At 72.6% G+C, this 21794-nt stretch carries 14 protein-coding genes; 10 read left to right on the top strand and 4 right to left on the bottom strand.

What is annotated here, in order from left to right:
* Positions 1–130: 130 nt before the first annotated feature.
* Genes ACFQ9V_RS18565 through ACFQ9V_RS18555 form a run of 3 tightly spaced genes read right to left on the bottom strand, consistent with a single transcriptional unit; the run spans position 131 to position 3860 of the window.
* Positions 131–1510 (bottom strand): aldehyde dehydrogenase (NADP(+)), encoded by a 1380-nt coding sequence (locus ACFQ9V_RS18565; RefSeq protein WP_382460595.1) that lies wholly within the window; start codon positions 1508–1510, stop codon positions 131–133.
* Complete coding sequence (locus tag ACFQ9V_RS18560; RefSeq protein WP_382460594.1) at positions 1510–2694, bottom strand: acyl-CoA dehydrogenase family protein; 1185 nt, start codon at positions 2692–2694, stop codon at positions 1510–1512. Before ACFQ9V_RS18560 ends, ACFQ9V_RS18565 begins: the two co-directional genes overlap by 1 nt.
* Positions 2691–3860 (bottom strand): CaiB/BaiF CoA transferase family protein, encoded by a 1170-nt coding sequence (locus tag ACFQ9V_RS18555; RefSeq protein ID WP_382460593.1) that lies wholly within the window; start codon positions 3858–3860, stop codon positions 2691–2693. Before ACFQ9V_RS18555 ends, ACFQ9V_RS18560 begins: the two co-directional genes overlap by 4 nt.
* A gap of 88 nt (positions 3861–3948) precedes the next feature.
* On the opposite strand from ACFQ9V_RS18555, the gene ACFQ9V_RS18550 reads away from it, so the two are divergent.
* The 10 genes from ACFQ9V_RS18550 (at position 3949) to ACFQ9V_RS18505 (ending at position 20473) form a co-directional block, all read left to right on the top strand.
* On the top strand, positions 3949–4734 hold the full coding sequence (locus ACFQ9V_RS18550; protein ID WP_382460592.1) for a FadR/GntR family transcriptional regulator: 786 nt from the start codon (positions 3949–3951) through the stop codon (positions 4732–4734).
* Positions 4727–5446 (top strand): cache domain-containing protein, encoded by a 720-nt coding sequence (locus ACFQ9V_RS18545; RefSeq protein WP_382460591.1) that lies wholly within the window; start codon positions 4727–4729, stop codon positions 5444–5446. The genes ACFQ9V_RS18550 and ACFQ9V_RS18545 overlap by 8 nt, the downstream gene beginning before the upstream one ends.
* A gap of 120 nt (positions 5447–5566) precedes the next feature.
* Positions 5567–6829 carry an FHA domain-containing protein gene (locus ACFQ9V_RS18540; protein WP_382460590.1) on the top strand — a complete coding sequence of 421 codons (1263 nt, stop codon included), beginning with the start codon at positions 5567–5569 and terminating at the stop codon, positions 6827–6829.
* Positions 6826–7662: a PP2C family protein-serine/threonine phosphatase gene (locus tag ACFQ9V_RS18535; RefSeq protein WP_382460589.1), complete on the top strand. Its 837-nt coding sequence runs from the start codon at positions 6826–6828 to the stop codon at positions 7660–7662. Before ACFQ9V_RS18540 ends, ACFQ9V_RS18535 begins: the two co-directional genes overlap by 4 nt.
* Before the next feature lie 171 nt (positions 7663–7833).
* Positions 7834–9267, top strand: coding sequence for a serine/threonine-protein kinase (locus tag ACFQ9V_RS18530; protein WP_382460588.1), 1434 nt, complete (start codon positions 7834–7836; stop codon positions 9265–9267).
* Positions 9240–15170, top strand: a complete 5931-nt coding sequence (locus tag ACFQ9V_RS18525) for an Ig-like domain-containing protein (RefSeq protein WP_382460587.1) — start codon at positions 9240–9242, stop codon at positions 15168–15170. Before ACFQ9V_RS18530 ends, ACFQ9V_RS18525 begins: the two co-directional genes overlap by 28 nt.
* A 71-nt stretch (positions 15171–15241) precedes the next feature.
* Positions 15242–16213: an AAA family ATPase gene (locus ACFQ9V_RS18520; protein WP_382460586.1), complete on the top strand. Its 972-nt coding sequence runs from the start codon at positions 15242–15244 to the stop codon at positions 16211–16213.
* Positions 16210–17553: a DUF58 domain-containing protein gene (locus ACFQ9V_RS18515; RefSeq protein ID WP_382460585.1), complete on the top strand. Its 1344-nt coding sequence runs from the start codon at positions 16210–16212 to the stop codon at positions 17551–17553. Before ACFQ9V_RS18520 ends, ACFQ9V_RS18515 begins: the two co-directional genes overlap by 4 nt.
* On the top strand, positions 17550–19859 hold the full coding sequence (locus ACFQ9V_RS18510; RefSeq protein WP_382460584.1) for a transglutaminase domain-containing protein: 2310 nt from the start codon (positions 17550–17552) through the stop codon (positions 19857–19859). Before ACFQ9V_RS18515 ends, ACFQ9V_RS18510 begins: the two co-directional genes overlap by 4 nt.
* On the top strand, positions 19856–20473 hold the full coding sequence (locus ACFQ9V_RS18505) for a zinc-ribbon domain-containing protein (protein ID WP_382460583.1): 618 nt from the start codon (positions 19856–19858) through the stop codon (positions 20471–20473). The genes ACFQ9V_RS18510 and ACFQ9V_RS18505 overlap by 4 nt, the downstream gene beginning before the upstream one ends.
* Positions 20474–20555: 82 nt before the next feature.
* Here ACFQ9V_RS18505 and ald read toward each other — a convergent pair whose 3' ends face one another.
* A complete protein-coding gene (gene ald, locus ACFQ9V_RS18500) occupies positions 20556–21671 on the bottom strand; it encodes an alanine dehydrogenase (RefSeq protein WP_370053511.1) in 1116 nt (371 codons plus the stop codon).
* Positions 21672–21794 lie beyond the last annotated feature (123 nt).

Here is a 21794-nt window from a genome sequence, read left to right as displayed (position 1 = left end):
CCGCCTGGCCACCCGGCCAGGCGGCGTGTCCTGTCATCTCGTTTGGCCGGCCGGGCGCGCGAACGAACTGACAGGACATGCCGCGTGCGCGCCTGGCCACGCGGCATGTCCTGTCAGATAGGTGGCGCGGTCAGGACTCGCGGCGGGGGATGGCCAGCGGGTTGCCGTCGCGGAGCTCGGGCGGGAGGACGTCCTGCGGGGCGTCCTGGTAGGCGATCGGCGTCAGCCAGCGGCGGATCGCGGTCGCGCCGACCGAGGTGTGGACGCTCGCCGTGGTCGCCGGCCAGGAGCCGCCGTGGTGCTGAGCCCAGCCGATCGCGACGCCGGTGGGCCAGCCGTCGAACAGGAGGCGGCCCGCGACGGAGGCGAGCAGACGGGCGAGCGCGGTGACGTCCTCGTCCGTGCCGCGGTGGATGGTGGCAGTGAGCGACGGCCGCAGGGCGGCGACCAGCGCGGGCAGCTCGTCGTCCCGGTACGAGACCAGCACCGTCGACGGTCCGAAGTGCTCCTCCAGGAACACGGCAGGCTCCGCGAGGAAGGCCGCCGCGTCCGTGAGGGCGACCGCGGGGACGGAGGCTCCCGGCTCGTCGCGGCCGAGCAGCACCGTCACGGCGTCGTCGCCTGCGAACTCTTCGACGGCCGACACGTACGTCGCGCTCATCCCGTCGGTGAGCTGGCGGGAGGTCGGAGCCGAGCCGAGCGCGGCGCTCACGGCGTCGTCCACGCCCTTGCCGGACGGGACGAACACGAGGCCGGGCTTGGTGCAGTATTGCCCGGCGTCGCGCGTGAAGGAGCCGACGAGGCCCGCGCCGATGTCGCCCGCACGCTCGCGGGCCGCCGCACGCGTCACGACCACAGGGTTGACGCTGCCCAGCTCCCCGTAGAACGGGATCGGGTCCGGCCGGGAGGACGCGAGGTCGAACAGCGCGCGCCCACCGCGCTCCGAGCCGGTGAACCCGGCCGCACGGATAGCGGGATGCTGCACGAGCGCGACGCCGGCCTCCATCCCCTCCACCAGCGCGAACCAGCCCGCGGGCAGCACCGACAAGGCAAGCTCCGCGGTGCGGCGGGACAGCCGGGGGTGACCGGGATGCGCCTTCACGATCACCGGGCAGCCCGCGGCGAGCGCCGACGCCGTGTCGTTCCCGAGCACCGAGAACGCGAACGGGAAGTTGGAGGACGTGTAGACGGCCACCGGGCCGAGCGGCCGCAGCATCCGGCGGAGGTCGGGGCGCGGCGGGATGAGCGACGGGTCGGGGGAGTCGAGTGTGGCCTCCAGGTAGCCGCCCTCCCGCACCACGCCCGCGAAGAAGCGGAGCTGCGCGGCGGTGCGGGTGACCTCGCCGTCGAGGCGCGCCTCGGAGAGGTGGGTCTCCTCGGCGGCGAGGGCGACCAGACCGGCGCGGTCGCGTTCGAGGGCGGCGGCGAGGGCGTCGAGCCAGGCCGCGCGTTCCTCGCGGGTGGTGGGGAGGAGGGCTGCGGCGGCGGCAGCAGCGGTGACGTCGCCCATCAGAACGCCGCCAGCCCGGTCAGCGCCCGCCCGAGCACCAGCGTGTGGATCTCGTCCGTGCCCTCGTAGGTGCGTACCGACTCCAGGTTGGCCATGTGCCGCATGACCGGGAACTCGCTGGTGATGCCGTCGCCGCCGAGGATGGTGCGGGCCTCGCGTGCGATGGCGAGCGCCTCCCGCACGCTGTTGAGCTTGCCGACGCTGATCTGGGTCGGGGTGAGCCGGCCCGCCTCCTTCAGCCGGCCGAGGTGCAGGGCGAGCAGCATCCCCTTCTCGTACTCGACCAGCATGTCGGCGAGCTTCTGCTGGATGAGCTGGGTCGCGCCGATCGGCCGGCCGAACACCTCCCGGGTCGTCGCGCGCTCGATGGAGACCTCCAGGCACGAGCGGGCGGCGCCCATCGCACCCCAGACGATCCCGAAGCGGGCCTCGTTGAGGCAGGAGAACGGACCGGACAGGCCCCGCGCGCCCGGCAGCATCGCCGAAGCGGGGACGCGCACGCCGTCCAGGACGATGTCGCACTGCACCGACGCCCGCATGGAGAGCTTGCCGTCGATCGCGGTCGCGGCGAAGCCGGGCGTGGAGGTCGGCACCACGAAGCCGCGCACGCCCTCCTCGGTCGCCGCCCAGACGACCGCCACGTCGGCGAGCGCCGCCAGGCCGATCCAGCGCTTGGCGCCGTCGATCACCCAGTCGTCGCCGTCCCGCCGCGCGGTGGTGCTCATCGCGGCGGGGTCGCTGCCGCCCTGCGGCTCGGTGAGGGCGAAGCAGCCGATGCGCTCGCCGCGGGCCATCGCCGGCAGCCACTCGGCCTTCTGCTCGTCGGAGCCGAACTTGGAGATGGCGCTCATGGCGAGCGAGCCCTGCACCGAGACGAAGGTGCGCCAGCCGCTGTCGGCGGCCTCCAGCTCGTGGCAGACCAGCCCGTAGGCGACCGCTCCCGCTCCCGCGCAGCCGGGGTCCTTCAGGTGCATGCCCAGGAAGCCGAGGGCGCCGAGCTCTGCGACGAACTCGCGGCGGAAGTGCTTGTCCTCGAAGTCCTGCTCGATCACCGGCGCGATCCGTTCGACCGCGAAGCGCCGGGCGGCGTCGCGCCAGCGCAGCTCGTCGTCGGTGAACAGGTGGTCGATGCTGAACGCCTCGTCGAGTGCGGAGGCGGCGGAGGCGCGGGTCTGCGTGGTCATCGGGTGGTCCTTTCGGTGGACGGGCGGACGGCGTCCAGCCACTGGGGTTCGTGCGCGCCGAGCAGCGGCGGCGGGGTGCGGTGCACGGCGGGCGACGTGCTCAGGCGGATGGGCGTCGCGGGCTGGCGTGAGGTGCGCCCGGTCGCCCGGTCGGTGGTGGTCGACACTGGGTCGAGCCCGAGGGAGTCCGCGAACGCGAACGCCTCGCCGACGCTGTTGACGAGCCCGGCCGGGACGCGCGCCGCGCCGAACACGGCCACCCAGTCGGCCGCGGTACGCCCGGCGAGCACGGGCTCTAGCACGGCCCGCAGCGCGGCGCGATTGTGCACGCGCTCCTCGTTGGTCGCGAAGCGGGGGTCGGCCGCGAGCTCCGGGAGGCCGATTGCGGCGGCGAACGCGGCGAACTGCCTGTCGTTGCCCACCGCGAGCACAAGCTCCCGGTCGGCCGCCCGGAACAGCTCGTACGGCGCGATGCTCGGGTGCGCGTTGCCGAGCCGGCCGGGGGAGCGGCCGGTGGCGAGCGTGCTCGACGCCTGGTTGGTGAGGGCGGCGAGCAGGGAGCCGAGCAGGTCGACGTCGACCCGCGATCCGAGGCCGGTGCGCTCCCGCTCGCGCAGGGCGAGCAGGATCCCGGCGAGCGCGTTCTGCCCGGTGAGCACGTCCACGAGCGCGACGCCGACCTTGCTGGGCTCGCCGTCCGGCGCTCCCGTGATGCTCATCAGGCCGCCGACCGCCTGTACGAGGAGGTCGTAGCCCGGCAGGCCGGCGCCCTCCGCCCGCCCGAAGCCGGTGATCGAGCAGTAGATCAGCCCGGGGTTGGCGGGGCGGAGGCTGTCCTCGTCCAGCCCGAACCGCTCCATCACCCCCGGGCGGAAGTTCTCCACCACGACGTCGGCGGTCTCGGCGAGGGCGCGCGCGGCGGCGAGGCCCTCCGGCGTGGCGAGGTCGCAGACCACCGAGCGCTTGTTGCGGTTGACCGCGCCGAAGTAGGTGGACTCGCCCGCCTCGTCCACGGGAGGCCGCCAGGACCGGGTGTCGTCGCCGGCCGGGCTCTCGATCTTGACAACGTCGGCGCCGAAGTCGGCGAGCGTCATCGTCGCGTACGGGCCGGCGAGGACCCGGGAGAAGTCGGCGACGCGCAGGCCGGAGAGGATGCCGTCGGCCATGCTCGCTCCTTCGCTCGGACGGTCGCCCACACGAGCCGTCGGTAATTCATCCTATATCGGATGATTGGATCGGGTTATCGTGGGAGGCGTGACCACCTCCACTCGTGATGCTGCCGGAACGACCCGGCCGGCGCCAGGGGCGCGGGACGCGGTCTTCGCGCAGCTCTCCGACGCGGGCCGCGCCGAGCAGGTCGCCCGGCGCCTCGCCGACGCGATCGTCCTCGGCGTGCTGACCCCGGGGGAGCGGCTGCCCAGCGAGGCCGAGCTCGCCCGCCGCTTCGGCGTCGCCCTGGTGACGGCGCGCGAGGGACTCGGGATGCTGCGCGAGGCCGGACTCGTCGAGACCCGGCGCGGACGGGACGGCGGCTCCTTCGTCGTCCACCCGGGAGACGGCGACGAGGCGCTGCTCGCTACCCGGCTGCGCGGACTTTCGCAGGTGGAGCTGGGCGACCTCGCCGTCTACGTGACGGCCATCGCGGCGGGCTGCGCGGATCGCGCGGCCGAGCGCTCGACCGCCGCCGACGACGCGCGGCTGGCGGCCTGGCTGGACGCCGCCGACTTCTCCGGCGCGGCCGCCGCGCGCCGCAACGCGGGCGGCTTCCTGCTGGAGCTCGCCGTGCTCAGCCAGTCGACCCGGCTGGTGCGCGAGCAGATCCGGTTGCAGGCCGAGTTCGGCCCGCTGCTCTGGCTCGGGATGCGCGACGCGGAACTGCGTGCAGGGACGGCCGACTCCGCGCGCGTGATCGCGGACGCGGTCGCGGCGGGGGACGGCGGCGTGGCCAGGGCCGAGATCAGTGCGCTGCTGGCGGGCGTCGCCCGCTGGCTGCTGTCCGCGAAGGCGCGGATCGAGACGGGAGGGACGATCGATGGCTGACGTCGTCGGGACGGAGACCAGCGCAGGCGTCGCGGTCGCGGCCGAGCGGGTGAGCGCGCTGTTCGCGCGCATCCAGGGCTCGCTGGCCGGCTGGCGCGACGCCATCCTCGGGGAGGAGAGCGCGGACACCGGGACCGCCCCAGCAGCTCTCGACGCGACCGTCGGCGCGCTGGTCATCCCGCTGTTGCAGGAGGACGACCCGCTGCTGGTCGGAGCCGGGTTCATCGCCGCCCCCGCGTTCACCGGCGGCGACGACCTGCACTTCTCCTGGTGGCTCGGTCCGCTGGAGGAGAACCCGGTCTTCGGCTCCACGACCGAGCCGAGCCGGCTCGACCTGGCCTCCCGGTCGTACTCCGACTACCTGCGCGACTTCCGCTCGCTGGAGTGGTACAGCATCCCGCAGTCCACGCACCGCACCCACATCACCGGCCCGTACGTCGACCACCTGTGCGCGTGCGACTACATCGTCACGGTCACCTCGCCCGTGGAGCGGGACGGCCGGATGATCGGCGTCGTCGGCGTGGACGTCTACGTCAAGCGGCTGGAGCGCGAGCTGCTGCCCGCCATGCTCGCCGCTGGACGCCCGGTCGTGCTGGTCAACGAGGCCGGCCGCGCGATGGTCTCCACCGACCCGGCGGTGCTGGTCGGCGATGTGGTCGGGAAAGCGGAGGGCGCAGTGCGGTGCGTCGGCACCCCGTTCCGCCTGGTCTGACGTCGGGGCTGGTCTGGCATCGGGGCTGGACTGGCATCGGGCCTGGTCTAACATCGGAACGACCAGTACGTCCTGCATCGGGGAGCAGCCCCGGTCCATCGTCGACCAGGAGGAACCGCGGTGACTCCCGGCTTCACCCGTTACGCCCCGACCGCCGGCCCGTCGCGCTGGCTGCTGATCGCCGGCCGCCGGTTCGTCGCCTGCGTGGAGAGCACGGCCGCGGACAGCATCGTCGACGCGGTGTGGTGGCTGGCCGACTCCGACCTCGCCACGATCGAGTCGGTCGTCGGCGCATTCCCGCTCGCTGGGCCGGACAGCGTGCGCTCGTTCGCGGTGGCCGAGCTCGGCGAGCCGAACGCCGGCGGCGAGATCACCGTCACGGCCGTGGTCCGCGGGTCGGCCGCGCTCGACATCTACTCGGTCGGCGGTGCACGGCGGTTCGGGTCGGGCGGCGTACAGCCGTGGGTGCTCGCGGAGTTCCGCAATGTCACCGGGCTCGCGGTCGGCGGCGACGACCTCCCCACCGGCTCGGTCGCCCGGGTGTCGATCGGCTCCCTGCCCCTCGGCCTCGGCGTCGTGGACGGCGAACTGCTCACCTGGTCGAGCACGCCGCTCGAGCGCGTCGAGCGCACCGCCGACCGGAGGCCGCAGCCGGCCGAGGACGCCGGCGCCGGGGAGCCCAACTCCGAGCTGGACGAGACGATCATCCGCTCGCGCAACCGCAGCTCCAGCCTGTTCTCGCACGCCGACGAGCCGGACGTCCCGGCCACCGCCGGGCTCGCCGAGTCGCCGGAGGCCGCGCCCATCGTGCAGCCCGTCCCCGTCGCGCACGAGCTGCCGGGCGCGATCGACATCGAGGAGCCGGGAGCCGCGACCGAGCGTCCGGACCTGCGCGACACGCCCGGAGTCGGCCGGGCGCCGGTTCCCGGTGCGATCCCGACGCCGGCCGGCGGCGCGGAGGCCGTGCCGCGGCCGCAGCGCTTCGCCGTCCGCGTCGTCCCGGGGGACATCATGGAGCTTGACGTGCCGATCGTGATCGGCCGGAAGCCCGCGCTCCAGCGGGTCGAGTCGGGCGTCGCGCCGCGCCTCGTGGCGGTTCAGTCGCCCGAGCAGGAGGTGTCCTCCACGCACGTGCGCATCGAGCAGTCGGGGGACGCCGTGGTCGTCACCGACCTGCGCTCGACGAACGGCACTCGCGTCCACCGGCCGGGCGGCACCGCCGACCGGCTGCGTCAGGGGGAGTCCACGGTCGTTCTTCCCGGAACGGTTGTGGAGATCGGCGACGGTAATATCATCGAGATTACCGCCCTCCCGGCAGGCGGCACCACGGGGGCCCCGCGGCCGCTGCCGGAAGCGGACCGTCGAGAAGAAGGACGCGAGTGACCCAGATCGGTCGCACCAACCGGCGCCACACCGTGGTCGTGCCGGGCGGCGCAGACGCACGCATCAGCCTGTCCTGGGCGGCGCTGTCCGACACCGGCTACCGGCGCAGCGTCAACGAGGACAGCCTCCTGGCGCGCTCGCCGATCTTCGCGGTCGCCGACGGCATGGGCGGCCACACCGCGGGCGACTTCGCCAGCACCGCGGTCGTGACCCGGCTGGCCGAGAAGGTCAGGGTCGACTTCGTCACGGAGACCTCGCTGACCGAGGCGCTGCGCGACGCGGTGGACGACATGGGCCGCGGCGTCGGGCAGACCGACCTCGGCACGGGCACCACCGTCACGGGCATCGCGCTCACGTTGTCGGACGGGTCGCCGTACTGGCTCGTCTTCAACATCGGCGACTCGCGCGTGTACAGCTTCCGCGACGGCACGCTGGAGCAGCTCACCGTCGACCACTCGATCGTCCAGGAGCTGCTCGACGCCGGGGCGATCACGCCGGCGGAGGCGGAGGTGCACCCGCACAGCAACGTGATCACGCGCGCGGTCGGGTTCAACGAGGACCCGGTTCCCGACTACTTCCTGTTCCCGATCGTCGCCGGCTCCCGACTGCTGGTCTGCTCGGACGGGCTCACCAAGGAGCTCACCGAGCACGGCATCCGGTACTACCTCGGTGAGGGCGCCTCCCCGCTAGACGCCGCGCAGCAGCTCATGGACGCCGCGCTCGGCAACGGCGGGCGCGACAACGTGACCGTGGTCGTGGTCGACGTGCTGGCCACCCCCGAGAGCGGTTCGCACCGCGAGGGATCCCCGCGCAGGGCGGCCCGCCGGCACTGACGGCCGGCCCCTCCACGGGGGTCGCCGAGAGGCGATTTGGCCCCCGAGTTGGGGGTAACGGAGATGGCCCCAGTGGGGGTCCCGGCCCCCTGGGGCACTGTGGCGGCTGCCTACAATTGACAAACGCCTTCGCCCTCGCGAACGCGCACGGCCGATGACGGGAGGAGCTGCTTGGCTCGGCGCTTGCCTTCACAGCCGCCGAACCTCCCTGGCTTCTCCTACGTCAGGGTGCTCGGTTCGGGCGGCTTCGCCGACGTGTTCCTCTACGAGCAGAACATGCCGCGCCGGCAGGTCGCGGTCAAGGTCATGCTCGCCGAGGTGGTCACCAGCCAGGTCAAGCAGATGTTCCAGGCCGAGGCCAACCTGATGGCCCAGCTCAGCACGCACCCCTCGATCCTCACGGTGTACCAGGCGAGCGTCTCCGCGGACGGCCGGCCCTACCTGGTGATGGAGCTGTGCTCCTCCGCCATCGGCCAGCGCTACCGCTCCGACCCGCTGCCGGTGCCCGAGGTGCTGAGCATCGGCGTCCGGATCGCGAGCGCGGTCGAGACGGCGCACCGCGCAGGGGTGCTGCACCGCGACATCAAGCCCTCCAACATCCTCACCACCGCCTACGGCCACCCGGTGCTCAGCGACTTCGGCATCGCGGCGACGCTCAGCGAGGCGGACGTGACGGAGGCGATCGGCCTCTCCATCCCGTGGTCGGCCCCTGAGGTGCTCCTCGACGAGACCAGCGGCGCCGTCGCCAGCGAGGTGTGGTCCCTCGGCGCGACGATCTACTCGCTGCTGGCCGGGCGCTCGCCGTTCGAGCAGCCGGGCAAGGAGAACACCTCCGCCGAGCTGATCCAGCGCATCACCAAGGGCCGCCCGCAGCCGATCGGCCGCCCCGACGTGCCGCCGCGGCTCGAGCAGATCCTGATGCGCTCGATGTCGCGCAAGCCGTCGGCGCGGCAGCGCAGCGCCCTGGAGCTGATCCGCGAGCTGCAGTCGGTGGAGGCCGAGCTCGGGCTGCCGCAGACGCCGATCGAGGTCGCGATGGACGACTGGGCGCTGGCCACGGCCGACGACCCGGAGGAGCGCACGCGCGTCAAGGGCGTCCTCGCCGTCGACCCAGGCGCCGCCAGGCGTCGCCGTCGCCGTGCCGCGCCCGTGCCGGCCGGGGCGACCAGGGCGCCCACCCGCACGGATGTCAGGGAGAGCGCGGGCAGCTCGCCGACGATCCCGCCCGCGCCGCCCGCCCGGCTCTCGCGCGCGCTCATCGGCGCCCTGGTCGCGTGCGCGGTCCTCGTCGTGGTGCTCGCCATCACGGCGACGTTCGTGCTGGTGCGGGCGAACGCCTCCGGCGACATCCCGACCGTGCGCGACCTGAGCGGCCGGGTCAGCCAGGGCACCATCGTCTTCACCTGGAGCGATCCGGGGCTGGAGAGCAGTGACAGCTACCAGGTGACGGTCGACGACCAGCCGCCGAGCAGTCAGCGCGCGACCGAGTTCCGGGTCGACGCGAAGGCAGGCCAGACGGTGTGCGTCACCGTCACGGTGAACCGCGACGGCAAGACCGGGTCGCCGAGCGGCCAGAAGTGCGTCCAGAGGACCGGCTCGCCATGATCCGCGCCTGGCTCCTGGCCCACAAGTCGATCGCGGCCACCGCCCTGAGCGGGACCGTGGTCGCGGCTGTCGTCGCGACGCTCGCAGTGGTGTCGGGAGGCTACAGCGCCCAGCACCTGCAGCTCAACGACGCGGCGGTGTGGGTGGCCAGCGACGCCAAGAAGGCCCTCGGCCGGGCGAACACGCAGATCGACTCGCTCAACTCGATCGTGCCGGGCACCGGCGAGGCGCTCGACGTGGTCCAGGACGGCCAGAACGTGTTGCTGCTCGACAAGGAGGCCAACACCGCGGCCGTCGTCGACCCGGCGACCGCGCAGGCGGGCAAGTCGGTGGCGCTGCCGCCGCGGTCGCCGCAGGTCGCCGTCGCGGGCGACAGCGTCGCGATGCTCTCGCAGACCACGGGCCAGCTCTGGCTGACCTCGGTGTCGCAGCTCGAGCAGTTCAACTCCGGCTCGGCGCCGACGATGGACCTGGGCGGCCGCGCGGTCGGCGCGATGGACCCCTCCGGTGTGCTGTTCGCCTACCAGCCGGGCACGCGCAACATGGTGCGCGTGGACCTCGGCGGGCAGCAGCCCGCGACCTCCTCGGAGAAGGTGCCGTCGCGGGGGACGGGCGCGCACGTCCAGCTCACCTCGGCCGGCGGCCAGTGGGCGCTCTTCGACCCCGACGAGAAGACGCTCTGGGTGTCCGGCCGCGCGATCGACCTCGCGGCGGCGCTCGGCCAGGACTCCGACCCGATCCTCCAGGCGCCGTCGTCCGACGGCACCGCGGTCTGGATCGCGACCGGCAGCGGCCTGATCCGCGTCCCGCTCGACGGGACGGCGCCCCAGCGGGTGCTCGGCACGGTGTCGGGAGCCCCGGCAGCGCCCGTGGTCGTCGGCGGCTGCGTGTACACGGCCTGGAACTCGGGCGCGGCCTGGCGCACCTGCTCGACGCCGTCCGCCGGCACGCGCAGCACGCTGAGCCAGGTGCCCTCCGGCGCCGTGCTGGCGTTCCGGGTGAACCGCGACCGGGTGGTCCTCAACGACGCCAGGTCCGGCGTCTCGTGGGCCGTGCAGAGCGGGAACACGCGCATCGACAACTGGGACGACCTGGTCGCGAAGAAGACGACGCAGGAGCTGGTGGACCAGTCCAAGCAGGACACCACGCCGCAGTACGCCAAGCAGGAGCAGCCGCCGGTCGCGGTGGACGACCAGTTCGGCGCGCGCCCCGGCCGGGTGACCCCTTTGCCGGTGCTGCTCAACGACTACGACCCGAACGGCGACGTGCTCACGATCGACTCGTTCACCGCGATCCCGGCGAGCCAGGGCACGATCGAGCTGACCAACTCCGACCAGCTCCTGCAGATCACCCTGCCAGCGACGGCGAGCGGGTCGATCGGCTTCGACTACACGATCTCGGACGGCCGCGGCGGGACGGCGACCGCGCACGTCACGGTGACCGTCCGCACCCCGGAGGAGAATTCGCCCCCGGTCTGCGTCCGGCCGGCCAAGGCGGTCGTGCAGGCGGGCGGCCGGGTCACGACGTCGACGCTCAGCGAGTGCTACGACCCCGACGGCGACCCGTTCTTCCTCGCCGCCGCGTCGGTGCCCGCGCCCGACACCGTGACCTTCACGCCGCAGGGCCAGGTCGCCTACTCCGACCACGGTCAGGGCGGCGGGCTCAAGGACGTCGCGCTCACGCTCTCCGACGGCCGCGCGGAGGGGACGGGCCAGCTCGCCGTCACCGTGCAGCCGCCGGGGCAGGTGCCGATCATCGCCGACCCGTTCGCCGTCGTGGCCTACCAGAGCCAGGAGACGACCGTCCGCCCGCTCGACCACGTCCGCGGCGGCAACGGCGTCGTCCGGCTGAGCACGGTGCCCTCCAAGGCGGACGCCACGATCACGCCGGACTACCAGGGCGGCACCTTCCGGTTCTCGTCGGACCAGGCCGGCACCCACAACATCGAGTACTCGGTCACGGACGGCGTGATCACGGCCACCGGCGTGGTGCGCATCGAGGTGAAGGCGCCGCCCGGCGCGAACACGACGCCGATCGCCGTGCCGCACACCGCCTTCATCCGCGAGCAGTCGACGCAGGACGTCGACGTGCTGTCCACCGACATCGACCCCTCCGGCGGCGTCCTGCTGGTCACCGGGGTGACCGACCCCGCGCCGTCGACCGGCGTCAAGGTCCAGATCCTGCAGCAGCGCACCCTCCGCGTCTCGCTGACCCGCCCGCTCGCCGCGCCCGTCGACTTCCACTACCGGCTGAGCAACGGCCTGGCAGACACGGAGGGGACGGTCACGGTCGTCCAGCTCCCTGCGCTGACCGTGCACCAGCCGCCGATCGCCGTCCCCGACTCGGTGGCGGTGCGGGTGAACGACACCGTGGACATCCCGGTGCTCGCCAACGACGTGCAGCCGGACGGCGACAAGCTGACGCTCGACCCGACCCTCGCGACGCCGCTGCCGGCCGGCGCCGGCCTGCTCTTCGCGAGCGGGGACCATCTGCGGTACCTCGCGCCGTCCAAGCCGGGCAACTACGTCGCCGCCTACCGCGTGTACGGCGCGGACGGCCAATGGGCAACGGCGGAGGTCAACATCGCCGTGCGCGAGCGCGACCTCGCCACCAACAACCCGCCGGTGCCGAAGACCGTGACCGCCCGGGTCCTGTCCGGCGACACCGTGCGCATCACCATCCCGCTCTCCGGGATCGACCCCGACGGCGACTCCGTGCAGTTCATCGGGCAGGAGACCAACCCGCAGAAGGGCGCCGTCGTCGCCTCCGGGCCCGACTGGATGGACTTCCAGGCCGGCGCCTACGCCGCAGGCACCGACACGTTCACGTACGCGGTCGTCGACGCGCTCGGCGCTCGCGCGACCGGGACCGTGCGGGTCGGCATCGCGCCCCGCGTCGGGGGCGCGCACAACCCGGTAGCGGTCGAGGACGATGTCACCACCCGGCCGGGCAAGACGCTCAACGTCCAGGTGCTGGCCAACGACTCCGACCCGGACGGCAGCCCGCTGAGCGTGGTGGGCGTCACCTCGCTCGACGGCAAGGCCAAGGCGAAGGTCCAGGGCGACATCGTGGTGGTGACCGCGCCGCAGCAGGAGGGCGCCTACGGGTTCCTCTACACGATCCAGAACGAGCAGGGCGGCACCAGCCAGGCGTTCCTGCGGGTCACCGTCGACAAGAACGCGCCGCCGGCGCGGCCGGTGGTGAGCGACACCGTGCTCGGGCTCTCCGACATCCTCGGCCGGGACACGGTGGACGTGAACGTGCTCTCGAACGTGTTCTTCGCCGACGGGCCGGTCTCGACGCTGAAGCTCTCCGTCGTGCCCGGCTACGGAGGCACGGCGACGGTCACGGCGGGCAAGCGCCTGCACGTGACGATCGCGGCCAAGAGCCAGATCATCCCGTTCAAGGTGGCGAACCCGGAGGACGAGTCCGTCGCCGGCTACGGCTTCGTGCGCGTCCCCGGGTACGACGACGCCCTGCCGCAGCTCAAGCGCGGGGCGCCGAAGCTCTCGGTGGTCAGCGAGAAGACGCTCACCATCCACCTGAACGACTACATCGTGGCGATCGGCGGCAGGAAGGTGAAGCTGACCGACGCGGCGACCGTGCGGGCGACGCACGCCAACGGCGATGACCTGGTGGTCAACTCCGACACCCTCCAATACACCTCGACGAGCCGCTATTTCGGCCCGGCGAGCATCTCGTTCCAGGTCACGGACGGCAGCAGCGCGACGGACCCGAACGGCAACGTGGCGACCATCGTGCTGCCGATCGACGTGACGCCGCGCGAGAACCAGCCTCCGGTGTTCACGGGGGCGCTGATCGACTTCGAGCCGGGCCAGTCCAAGACGGTCGACCTGACCAAGCTGACCAGCTACCCGTACGCGAAGGACCAGAACGAGCTCCAGTACTCGATCCAGAACCCGCGGCCGGACGGCGTCTCGCTGTCGTTGTCGGGCCAGAAACTGACCATCTCGGTGGGCGCCGACGTCCAGAAGGGCAGCACTCCGTCGATCTCGATCGGGGTCAAGGACGCCGTCAACGCCGGTCAGGCCGGCCGGATCGACCTGAACATCGTGCCGTCGACGCGCCCGCTGGCCAGTCCGCAGCCGGACCGCGTGATCGCCCCACGCGGGCAGACGACGACGGTGGACGTGCTGGCGAACGACCAGGCGACGAACCCGTTCCCCGGCAAGCCGCTGCGCGTGCTCGCGGTGCGCGGGCTGGGCGGGGCGCTCCCGGACGGCGTCTCCATCACCCCGAGCCCGGACAACTCGGTGCTGCAGGTCACCGTGTCGAGCACGGCCGCGCCGCAGGACACCACGCTGCAGTACGAGGTCGCCGACGCGACGAACGACCCGGACCGCTACACGTGGGGGACGGTGACCGTCTCGGTCCAGGACCGCCCGGCGCCGGTCTCCAACGTGCAGATCGGGGCCATCGGCGACCGCAGCCTCACGCTGAGCTGGACGCCCGGCGCGTTCAACAACTCGCCGATCACCGGCTTCCAGGTCACCATGTCGAACGCGGCGACCGGAGCGGTCCTCGGCACCACGCAGTGCACGACGACCGTGTGCGCGATCACCACCCCCGGTAACGGACCCCAGAACGCCGTCGTGCTCGCCGTGCAGGCCCGCAACGCGCTCGGCCTGTCCGACCCGACGAACTACGTCGAGCCGGTCTGGTCGGACGTCATCCCGAACGCCCCGGCCAACGTGAGCTCGACCCCGCTGAACAACGGCCTCCGGATCACCTGGAACCGCCCGGCCGACGCTCCGGGCGCCAGCCCGATCACCTCCTACGTCGTCACCGTCGGCGGCATCACCAACGCCGTCCAGGTCGGGCCGGCCGACAGCGGCAGCTACGCCCTGAACGTCACGGATCCGGGGATCGCGAACGGCGCGGCGATCGCCTTCTCGGTGTCGAGCCGTAACGCCTTCTACCAGGGCAGGACGACCTGGAACCAGACCTCCGGCAGCGGTGTGCCCGCCGGCGCGCCGGTCCTGACCGGGACGGCCCCGACCGCGGCGCCGAACAACGCGGACGGATCGAGCGCCACGCTGTCGTGGCCGAGCGTCTTCGGCGCCAACGGCAAGGCGATCACCGACTACTACGCCGGAGTCTTCCAGGGCACAGCGGCGCCCGGCTGCAGCGTCACGGGCGTGGACACCGGCGCCCCGGTGCTGCATGTCGACCCCACGTCGGCGTCGTTCATCCACACGCAGGGCGGGAGCGCCACCTTCACCGGGCTCCAGGCCAACCAGAGCTACAACTTCGTCGTCTACGCCTACAACGGCCAGGGCTGCACCGCGAGCGCGGTCGTCTCGGCGACGCAGCGCCTGCAGCCCGGGTCGGTGCGGGACGTCACGGTGAGCGGCCCGACGCCGAGCAGCACGACCACGTGGGACTACCAGGCGTCGGTCGACTACCAGACCGGCAGCGGCTCCAGCCCGGTCATCGGCTACCAGCTCCTCAGCGGCGGCGCGGTGGTCGACAGCGGGCAGCTCACCGGCACGAGCGGCACCGTCGCCGGCGCGTCCGGCCCGCACTACGGGATGCCGCTCACGCTGAGCATCACCCAGATCTGCGAGACCTACCCCGACGGCAGCCAGCTCTGCACCCAGCAGAACTTCACCAAGCCGCTGGGCGTCGCCGTCAGCACCGCGATCGGCGGCGCGCGGTTCGACCCGACGACCGGCACGTTCTCCTGGACGAGCTGGCCCACCGGCGCCGGTTACACCCGCGTCACCTACAGCTGCGGCGATGTCGAGGTCGACATGCCGCCGGTCGGCCAGACCGCGGTCTGCGTCGCGCCCGTCGGAACGGCGAACCCGACGCTCACCGTGAAGGTGTACGCCAACGGCGACACGTACTCCACCCCGTATCCAGCCTCAGGCATGCCATGAGCGACGACAGGCATACTGAGGACGGCCCGCGCGCAGGCGCGGCGCTGCTTACCCCCACGAGAGGCGACAGCATGACGATGACCCCCGAGCAGGCCGGCTGGTTCTCGGGCGTGTTCGACCGCCTCGTGCAGAACATCGACCGCGTGCTCCTCGGCAAGTCGCACGTCATCCGCCTCGCCCTGGTCGCGCTGCTGAGCGAGGGCCACCTGCTGCTGGAGGACTTCCCCGGCACCGGCAAGACCTCCCTCGCCCGCGCGATGGCCGAGAGCGTGCGCGGCACGACCAACCGCGTCCAGTTCACCCCCGACCTGCTGCCCGGCGACATCACGGGCGTGAACATCTACGACCAGCGCACCGGCGCGTTCGAGTTCCACCGCGGGCCGGTGTTCGCCAACATCGTGCTGGCCGACGAGATCAACCGTGCGTCGCCCAAGACCCAGTCGGCGCTGCTGGAGGTCATGGAGGAGCAGCAGGTCACCGTCGACGGCGTGCGCCATCCGGTCGGCGAGCCGTTCATGGTCATCGCGACGCAGAACCCGATCGAGCAGGCGGGCACCTACCGGCTGCCGGAGGCCCAGCTCGACCGCTTCCTCATGAAGGCGTCGATCGGCTACCCGGACCACGAGGCCACCCTCCGCATCCTGGAGGGCGCCGAGCGGCGGGCGCACGAGATCGTCGTACCCGAGGTCATCTCGGCCGAGACCGTCACCGAGATGGCGGACCTGGCGCGCAGCGTGCACGTGGACCCGACCATCAACGACTACGTCTCCCGGCTGGTCGACGCCAGCCGCTCGGCCGACGAGATCCGGCTCGGCGTCAGCGTGCGCGGCGCGCTCGCGCTCGTCCGGGCGAGCAAGACGCTCGCGGCGGCGTCCGGCCGCTACTACGTGACCCCGGACGACGTGAAGGCCCTGGCCGAGCCCGTGCTCGCGCACCGCCTGGTGCTCGACCCGGAGGCCGAGTTCGAGGGCGTCACGGCCTCCAGCGTCGTCGGCCAGCTCCTCATCGAGGTGCCGCCGCCCAGCGATCGGGCCGCCGTGTGACCAGCACCATCACCCGCACCCAGGTCGAGCTCACCAACGCGCGGGCCCGGATCGTCGGCGAGCGCGACGGCGCGCTCGCGGACGCCATCGTGTGGGTGGTCCGCACCGCCTCCGTCGCAGGCCGGGCCGTTGCGTCGGCCGCGCGCGCGCTCGGCGCGGTGATCACCCCGCTCGGCTGGTCGATGTTCGTCGTGACGGTGCTCGCGCTGGTGGCCGGCTACGTCCTGGGCTGGACGGAGGCCGTCGTCGCGGGCTGGATGGCCGTCGCCCTGCTGCTGATCGCGTCGATCTACCTCGTGGGCCGGATCGCGTACGACGTCGGGCTGACCCTCCCGACCAACCGCGTGGTCGTCGGCGACCGGGCGCCGGGGGAGGTCACGGTCCGCAACCCGGTGCGGCGGCGGCTCCCCGGCGTGCGGGTGGAGGTCCCGGTCGGGGCGGGCCTCGCCGAGTTCGCCGCTCCCGCCCTCGCGAGCGGCGAGGAGCATTCCGACGTCTTCGTGGTGCCGACCAGCCGGCGCGGGATCGTGCCGATCGGCCCGGTCAGGACCGTGCGCGCCGACCCGATCGGGCTGCTCCGCCGCGAGATGGTGTGGGCGGAGTCGCTCGACCTGTTCGTGCACCCGCGTACCATCGCCATCCCCAGCATGAGCACGGGCTTCGTCCGCGACCTCGAGGGCGCCCCGACCCGCGACCTGACCCAGTCCGACGTCGCCTTCCACGCCTTGCGCGAGTACATGCCCGGCGACGAGCGGCGCAACATCCACTGGAAGAGCACGGCCAAGACCGGCAGCTACATGGTGCGGCAGTTCGAGGAGACCCGCCGCAGCCACCTCCTGGTCGCGCTCAGCCTGTCGGAGGCCGACTACGCCACCGACGAGGAGTTCGAGCTGGCCGTCAGCGCGGCCGGCTCGCTCGGCGTGCGCGCGATCCTCGACTCCCGCACGGTCTCGGTGGTGGCGAGCGCCGAGACACCCGACTTCGCCAAGCGCGTGGTGTTCAGCGCCAGGCGGCTCAGCACGGTCGGCCGCGGCCGGCTGCTCGACGACCTGGCCGGGGTGGAGACGGCGGAGTCCGCGCTGCGGCTGCCCGAGCTCGCCCAGGTGGCCAGCGAGGACGCCGCGGGCATCTCCATCGCCTTCCTGCTCTGCGGCTCGACCGTGACGGCGACGCAGCTCCGCTCGGCGGCAGCGCATTTCCCGCTCGGCGTCGACGTGGTCGCGATCGTGTGCGACGAGGGCGCGGTGCCGAGCCTGCGCCGGGTCGCCGACCTCAGCGTGCTGACCATCGGCTACCTGGAGGACCTCCAGCGCAGCCTCGCGAAACGGCTCGCGACGTGATCGGCCGGCTGCCCTGGCGTTCCGCCGCGCTCGACACCGCGTTCGCGCTGGCGGCGGTGGCGCTCGCGGCGTGGTCGTTCTGGCCGGTCTACCAGTCCGGCGCCTTCATCACGATGCTGGTGGCCACGCTGGTGCTCGGCGGCGCGATCGGCGTGCTCGGCGCGACCTTCCGCTGGCCCAGCATCGTCGTGGCCGGGGTCTTCGTGCTGGTCTACCTGGCGACAGGGGTCCAGCTCGCCGTGCCGAGCCTGGCGGCCGCAGGGGGCCTGCTCCCGACCGGGGGCGGCTTCCTCGACCTGGTGCAGGGGACCTGGCTGTCCTGGAAGCAGCTCGTCACGATCTCGGTGCCCGTCGGGTCGTACGAGGCGCTGCTCGTGCCCGCGTTCATCCTCGTGCTGCTGGCGTCGGTGATCACGACGAGCGCCGCCCTGCGGTCGCGGTTCCCCGAGCTCGCCGGCATCCCGCCGGTCGTGGTGCTGATCGCCGGGATCGCGTTCGGCTCGGCGGTCACGGCGGCGCCGCTCTGGCAGGTGCTCACCCTGTTCGCGCTCCTGCTGGTGTGGAACATCCGGCTGCGGCTGCGCAGGAGGACGGCCGCGGTGCGCTCGCTGCGCGAGCAGAGCGGCCTCACCGTCGAGACGCGGCGCGAGCGCGGCTCGACGGCGGTCCTGACGGCGGTGGGCGCGACCGTGATGCTCGCGGTCGCGGCGGCGGCCGGCCTGGGCGCGACGGCGCTCGTGCCGCCGGCCAACGACCGCCAGGTGGTGCGGACCGCGGTCGAGCAGCCCTTCGACCCGCGCGCCTACCCGAGCCCGTTGACCGGGTTCCGGTCGTACTTCGAGCCCGCAGCGGCCTCCGAGCCCATGCTGAGCGTGTCCGGCCTGCCCGCGGACGGTCGGGTGCGGATCGCGACGCTCGACACCTACGACGGCGTCACCTACTCGGTCGGCACCGACGCGGTCTCCAGCGCCTCCGGGTCGTTCGTGCGGCTGCCGTACCGGCTCGACCAGAGCGGCACGAAGGGGGAGTCCACCCAGCTCACGGTGACCGTGCGCGGCTACCGCGGTCCGTGGGTGCCCGGAACCGGCCAGCTCGAGCAGATCCAGTTCTACGGCCCGCACGGCACGAACCTGTCCGGCGCGTACTTCTACAACGACGTGACGGGCACCGGCGCCGTGATGGCCTCCCTGCACGACGGCGACACCTACGTCGCCGACTCGGTCACGCCGCCGAAGCTGAGCGCGGAACAGCTCGCCAAGGTGGAGCCCGGGTCGGACTCGGTGCCGCGCCCCACGGTCATCCCGGACGAGCTGCAGTCGACCCTGCAGAAGTACACCGCGGGCGTCACCGGCGCAGGTCCCAAGCTCGCCGCCGCGCTGAAAGGGCTGCAGACCGACGGCTACCTCTCCCACGGCGTCGGCACGAGCGAACCGGCGAGCCGCTCCGGTCACGGCGCCGACCGGATCACCGAGCTGCTGACCGATGTGCCGATGCTGGGGGACCAGGAGCAGTACGCGGTCACGGCCGCGCTGATGGCCCGTCAGCTCGGCTTCCCCGCCCGCGTGGTGATGGGGTTCGTCGCGCCCGCCGACGCGCGGGGGCCTGTCACCTTCCTCGGCTCGGACGCGTCGGCGTGGATCGAGGTCCAGACCACGACGGGCTGGGTCACGGTCGACCCGACGCCGCCGGTGCGCACCGTCCCGCCGAAGCAGCCGCAGCAGCCGACGGAGATCTCCCGTCCGCAGACGAACGTGCAGCCGCCGATCGACGACACGCCCCAGCAGAACGAGGAGCCGCCGAACGCGCAGGTCGACAGCACCAACCCGCCTGCGCCCAACCCGGTGCTGGAGGCGCTGCTGGCGATCCTGAGCGTCGTCGGCTGGACGCTGCTCGTCGTCGCGCTGATCGCAGCGCCGTTCCTCGCCGTCATCGCGGCCAAGTGGCGCAGACGGTCGCTCCGGAGGTCGGCGCCGACATCGGCCGAGCGGATCGTCGGCGGCTGGCGCGAGTTCGCCGACGCCGCCGTCGACCACGGCTACCACCGGCCGCCTGCCGCGACGCGCCTCGAGTTCGCCACCACCATCGGCGGCACCAGGGCGGCGGCGCTCGCGCAGGTCGCCGACCGCGCGGTGTTCAGCCCGCTGGCGCCCAGCCGCGAGGAGGCCGACACGGTCTGGAAGGCGGTCGACGATCTCCGCAGCCAGCTCGATCGGCGCGACACGCGGTGGAAGCGGTGGCTCGCGGCGGTCTCGCTGCGCTCCCTCGGATACCGTGGGGGGACGGGCGAGAGGACGAGCAGGCGATGACGTGTCGGGTGTGCGGGGCCGAGCTGAAGGACGGGACGCTGTTCTGCGGCAACTGCGGAAGCTCGGTGACGGCCACGCGCGTGCGGCCTCCCGAGATGGCCGACTCCCGGCCCTCCGACACCTCCATCGTCCCGCCGCTCGCCAAGCCGCCTGCCGGGCGCTCGAAGCCCGCGGTCGCGGGGCGGTTCCCCGGCGACGTCGAGCTGGACGAGGACGGCCTGCCGCCGACCGAGGCGATCGACATCGTGTCGCTCGACAGCGCGCCTCCCGCGCCTCCGGCCGCGCGCGTGCGCATCTACCGGCTGAGCTTCTCGACGGGGGAGTCGGTGGAGGTGCGCGGCAGCGGCCTCGTCGGCCGCCGCCCGATCACCCAGCCGGGGGAGCACGTCGACCAGCTCGTCGCGATCTCCGACCCGGCCAGGAGCGTCTCCAAGACCCACCTGGAGTTCGGCCTGGAGGGCGAGGACCTCTGGATCTGCGACCGGTACTCCGGCAATGGCACCGTGGCCCGGATGCTCGGCGGGATCGCGCGGCAGTGCGAGGCCGGCCGGCGCTACCGCGTCGAGCGTGGCACCCGCGTCGACATCGGCGACCAATGGTTCGACGTCAGCTGAGCTTCGACGTCAGCTGAGCTTCGACGTCAGCTGAGGTTCGACGTGAGCTGAGCGGTCTCCCGCTCAGCCCACGTCGTGAGGATCAGACCAGCGCGTCCGCGAGCGGAGCGTCCACGATCCCGTGCGCCTCGGCGACACCGGCGTTGGTGACGCGGCCGTCGTGCACGTTCAGGCCGAGCGCCAGCGACGCGTCGGCGCGCAGGGCGGCCTGCCAGCCGTTGTTGGCGATGGCCCGCGCGTACGGCAGCGTGGCGTTGGTGAGCGCGTAAGTGGAGGTGTGCGGCACCGCGCCCGGCATGTTCGCCACGCAGTAGAACAGCGACTGGTGCACCGTGAAGGTGGGGTCGGCGTGCGTGGTCGGGTGCGAGTCGGCGAAGCAGCCGCCCTGGTCGACGGCGATGTCCACGAGCACGCTGCCCGGCTTCATCCGCGAGACGAGCTCGTTGCTGACGAGCTTGGGCGCCTTGGCGCCAGGGACGAGCACCGAGCCGATCACGAGGTCGGACTCCGTGACGGCCTTGTCGATCTCGAAGCTGTTCGAGGCGATCGTCTTGATCCGGCCCGCGTACAGGGCGTCGAGCTCGCGCAGGCGCGCGATGTTCGTGTCGAGTACCGTCACCTCCGCGCCGAGGCCGACCGCGACCGAGGTCGCGTTGGTGCCGGCGACGCCGCCGCCGAGCACCGTGACGACGGCCGGGTGGGTGCCGGGGACGCCGGGGATCAGCAGGCCGGGGCCGCCGTTCGGCTTGAGCATGGTGTTCGCGCCGACGATGGGCGCGAGCCGGCCGGCGACCTCGCTCATCGGGGCGAGCAGCGGCAGCGCCCGGTTCGGGAGCTGGACCGTCTCGTACGCGATGGCCGTGACGCGGGCGTCGACGAGCGCGCGGGTGAGCGCCTCGTCGGCCGCGAGGTGCAGGTACGTGAACAGCACCAGGCCCTCGCGGAAGTAGCCGTACTCGGAGGCGATCGGCTCCTTCACCTTGAGGATGAGGTCACCCGCCGCCCAGGTCGTGGCCGCGTCGGGGAGGATCGTCGCCCCCGCACCGATGTAGAGCTCGTCGGGGATGGACGACCCGACTCCGGCTCCGGTCTCGACGTACACGTCGTGGCCGGCTCCGACCAGGTCGTGCACACCTGCGGGCGTAATCGCCACGCGGAATTCGTTGTTCTTGATCTCGCGGGGGATCGCGACCTTCATGGGGCTCCTCAGCTCCTCACACTTCGACGTGATGGGTTCGACTTCACCTTAGCTTTCTTCACGGAGGATTTCGATAGCAATTCGTTCACCATCGTGCTGATTCCGTAAATTCGGCCTCCGATC

Origin of the sequence: Leifsonia sp. NPDC056665, from assembly GCF_042791795.1 — a bacterium.
Classification (GTDB): Bacteria; Actinomycetota; Actinomycetes; order Actinomycetales; family Microbacteriaceae; genus Leifsonia.
Note: the sequence above shows the minus strand (reverse complement) of the source record. Positions and strands in the feature narration are given on the sequence as shown.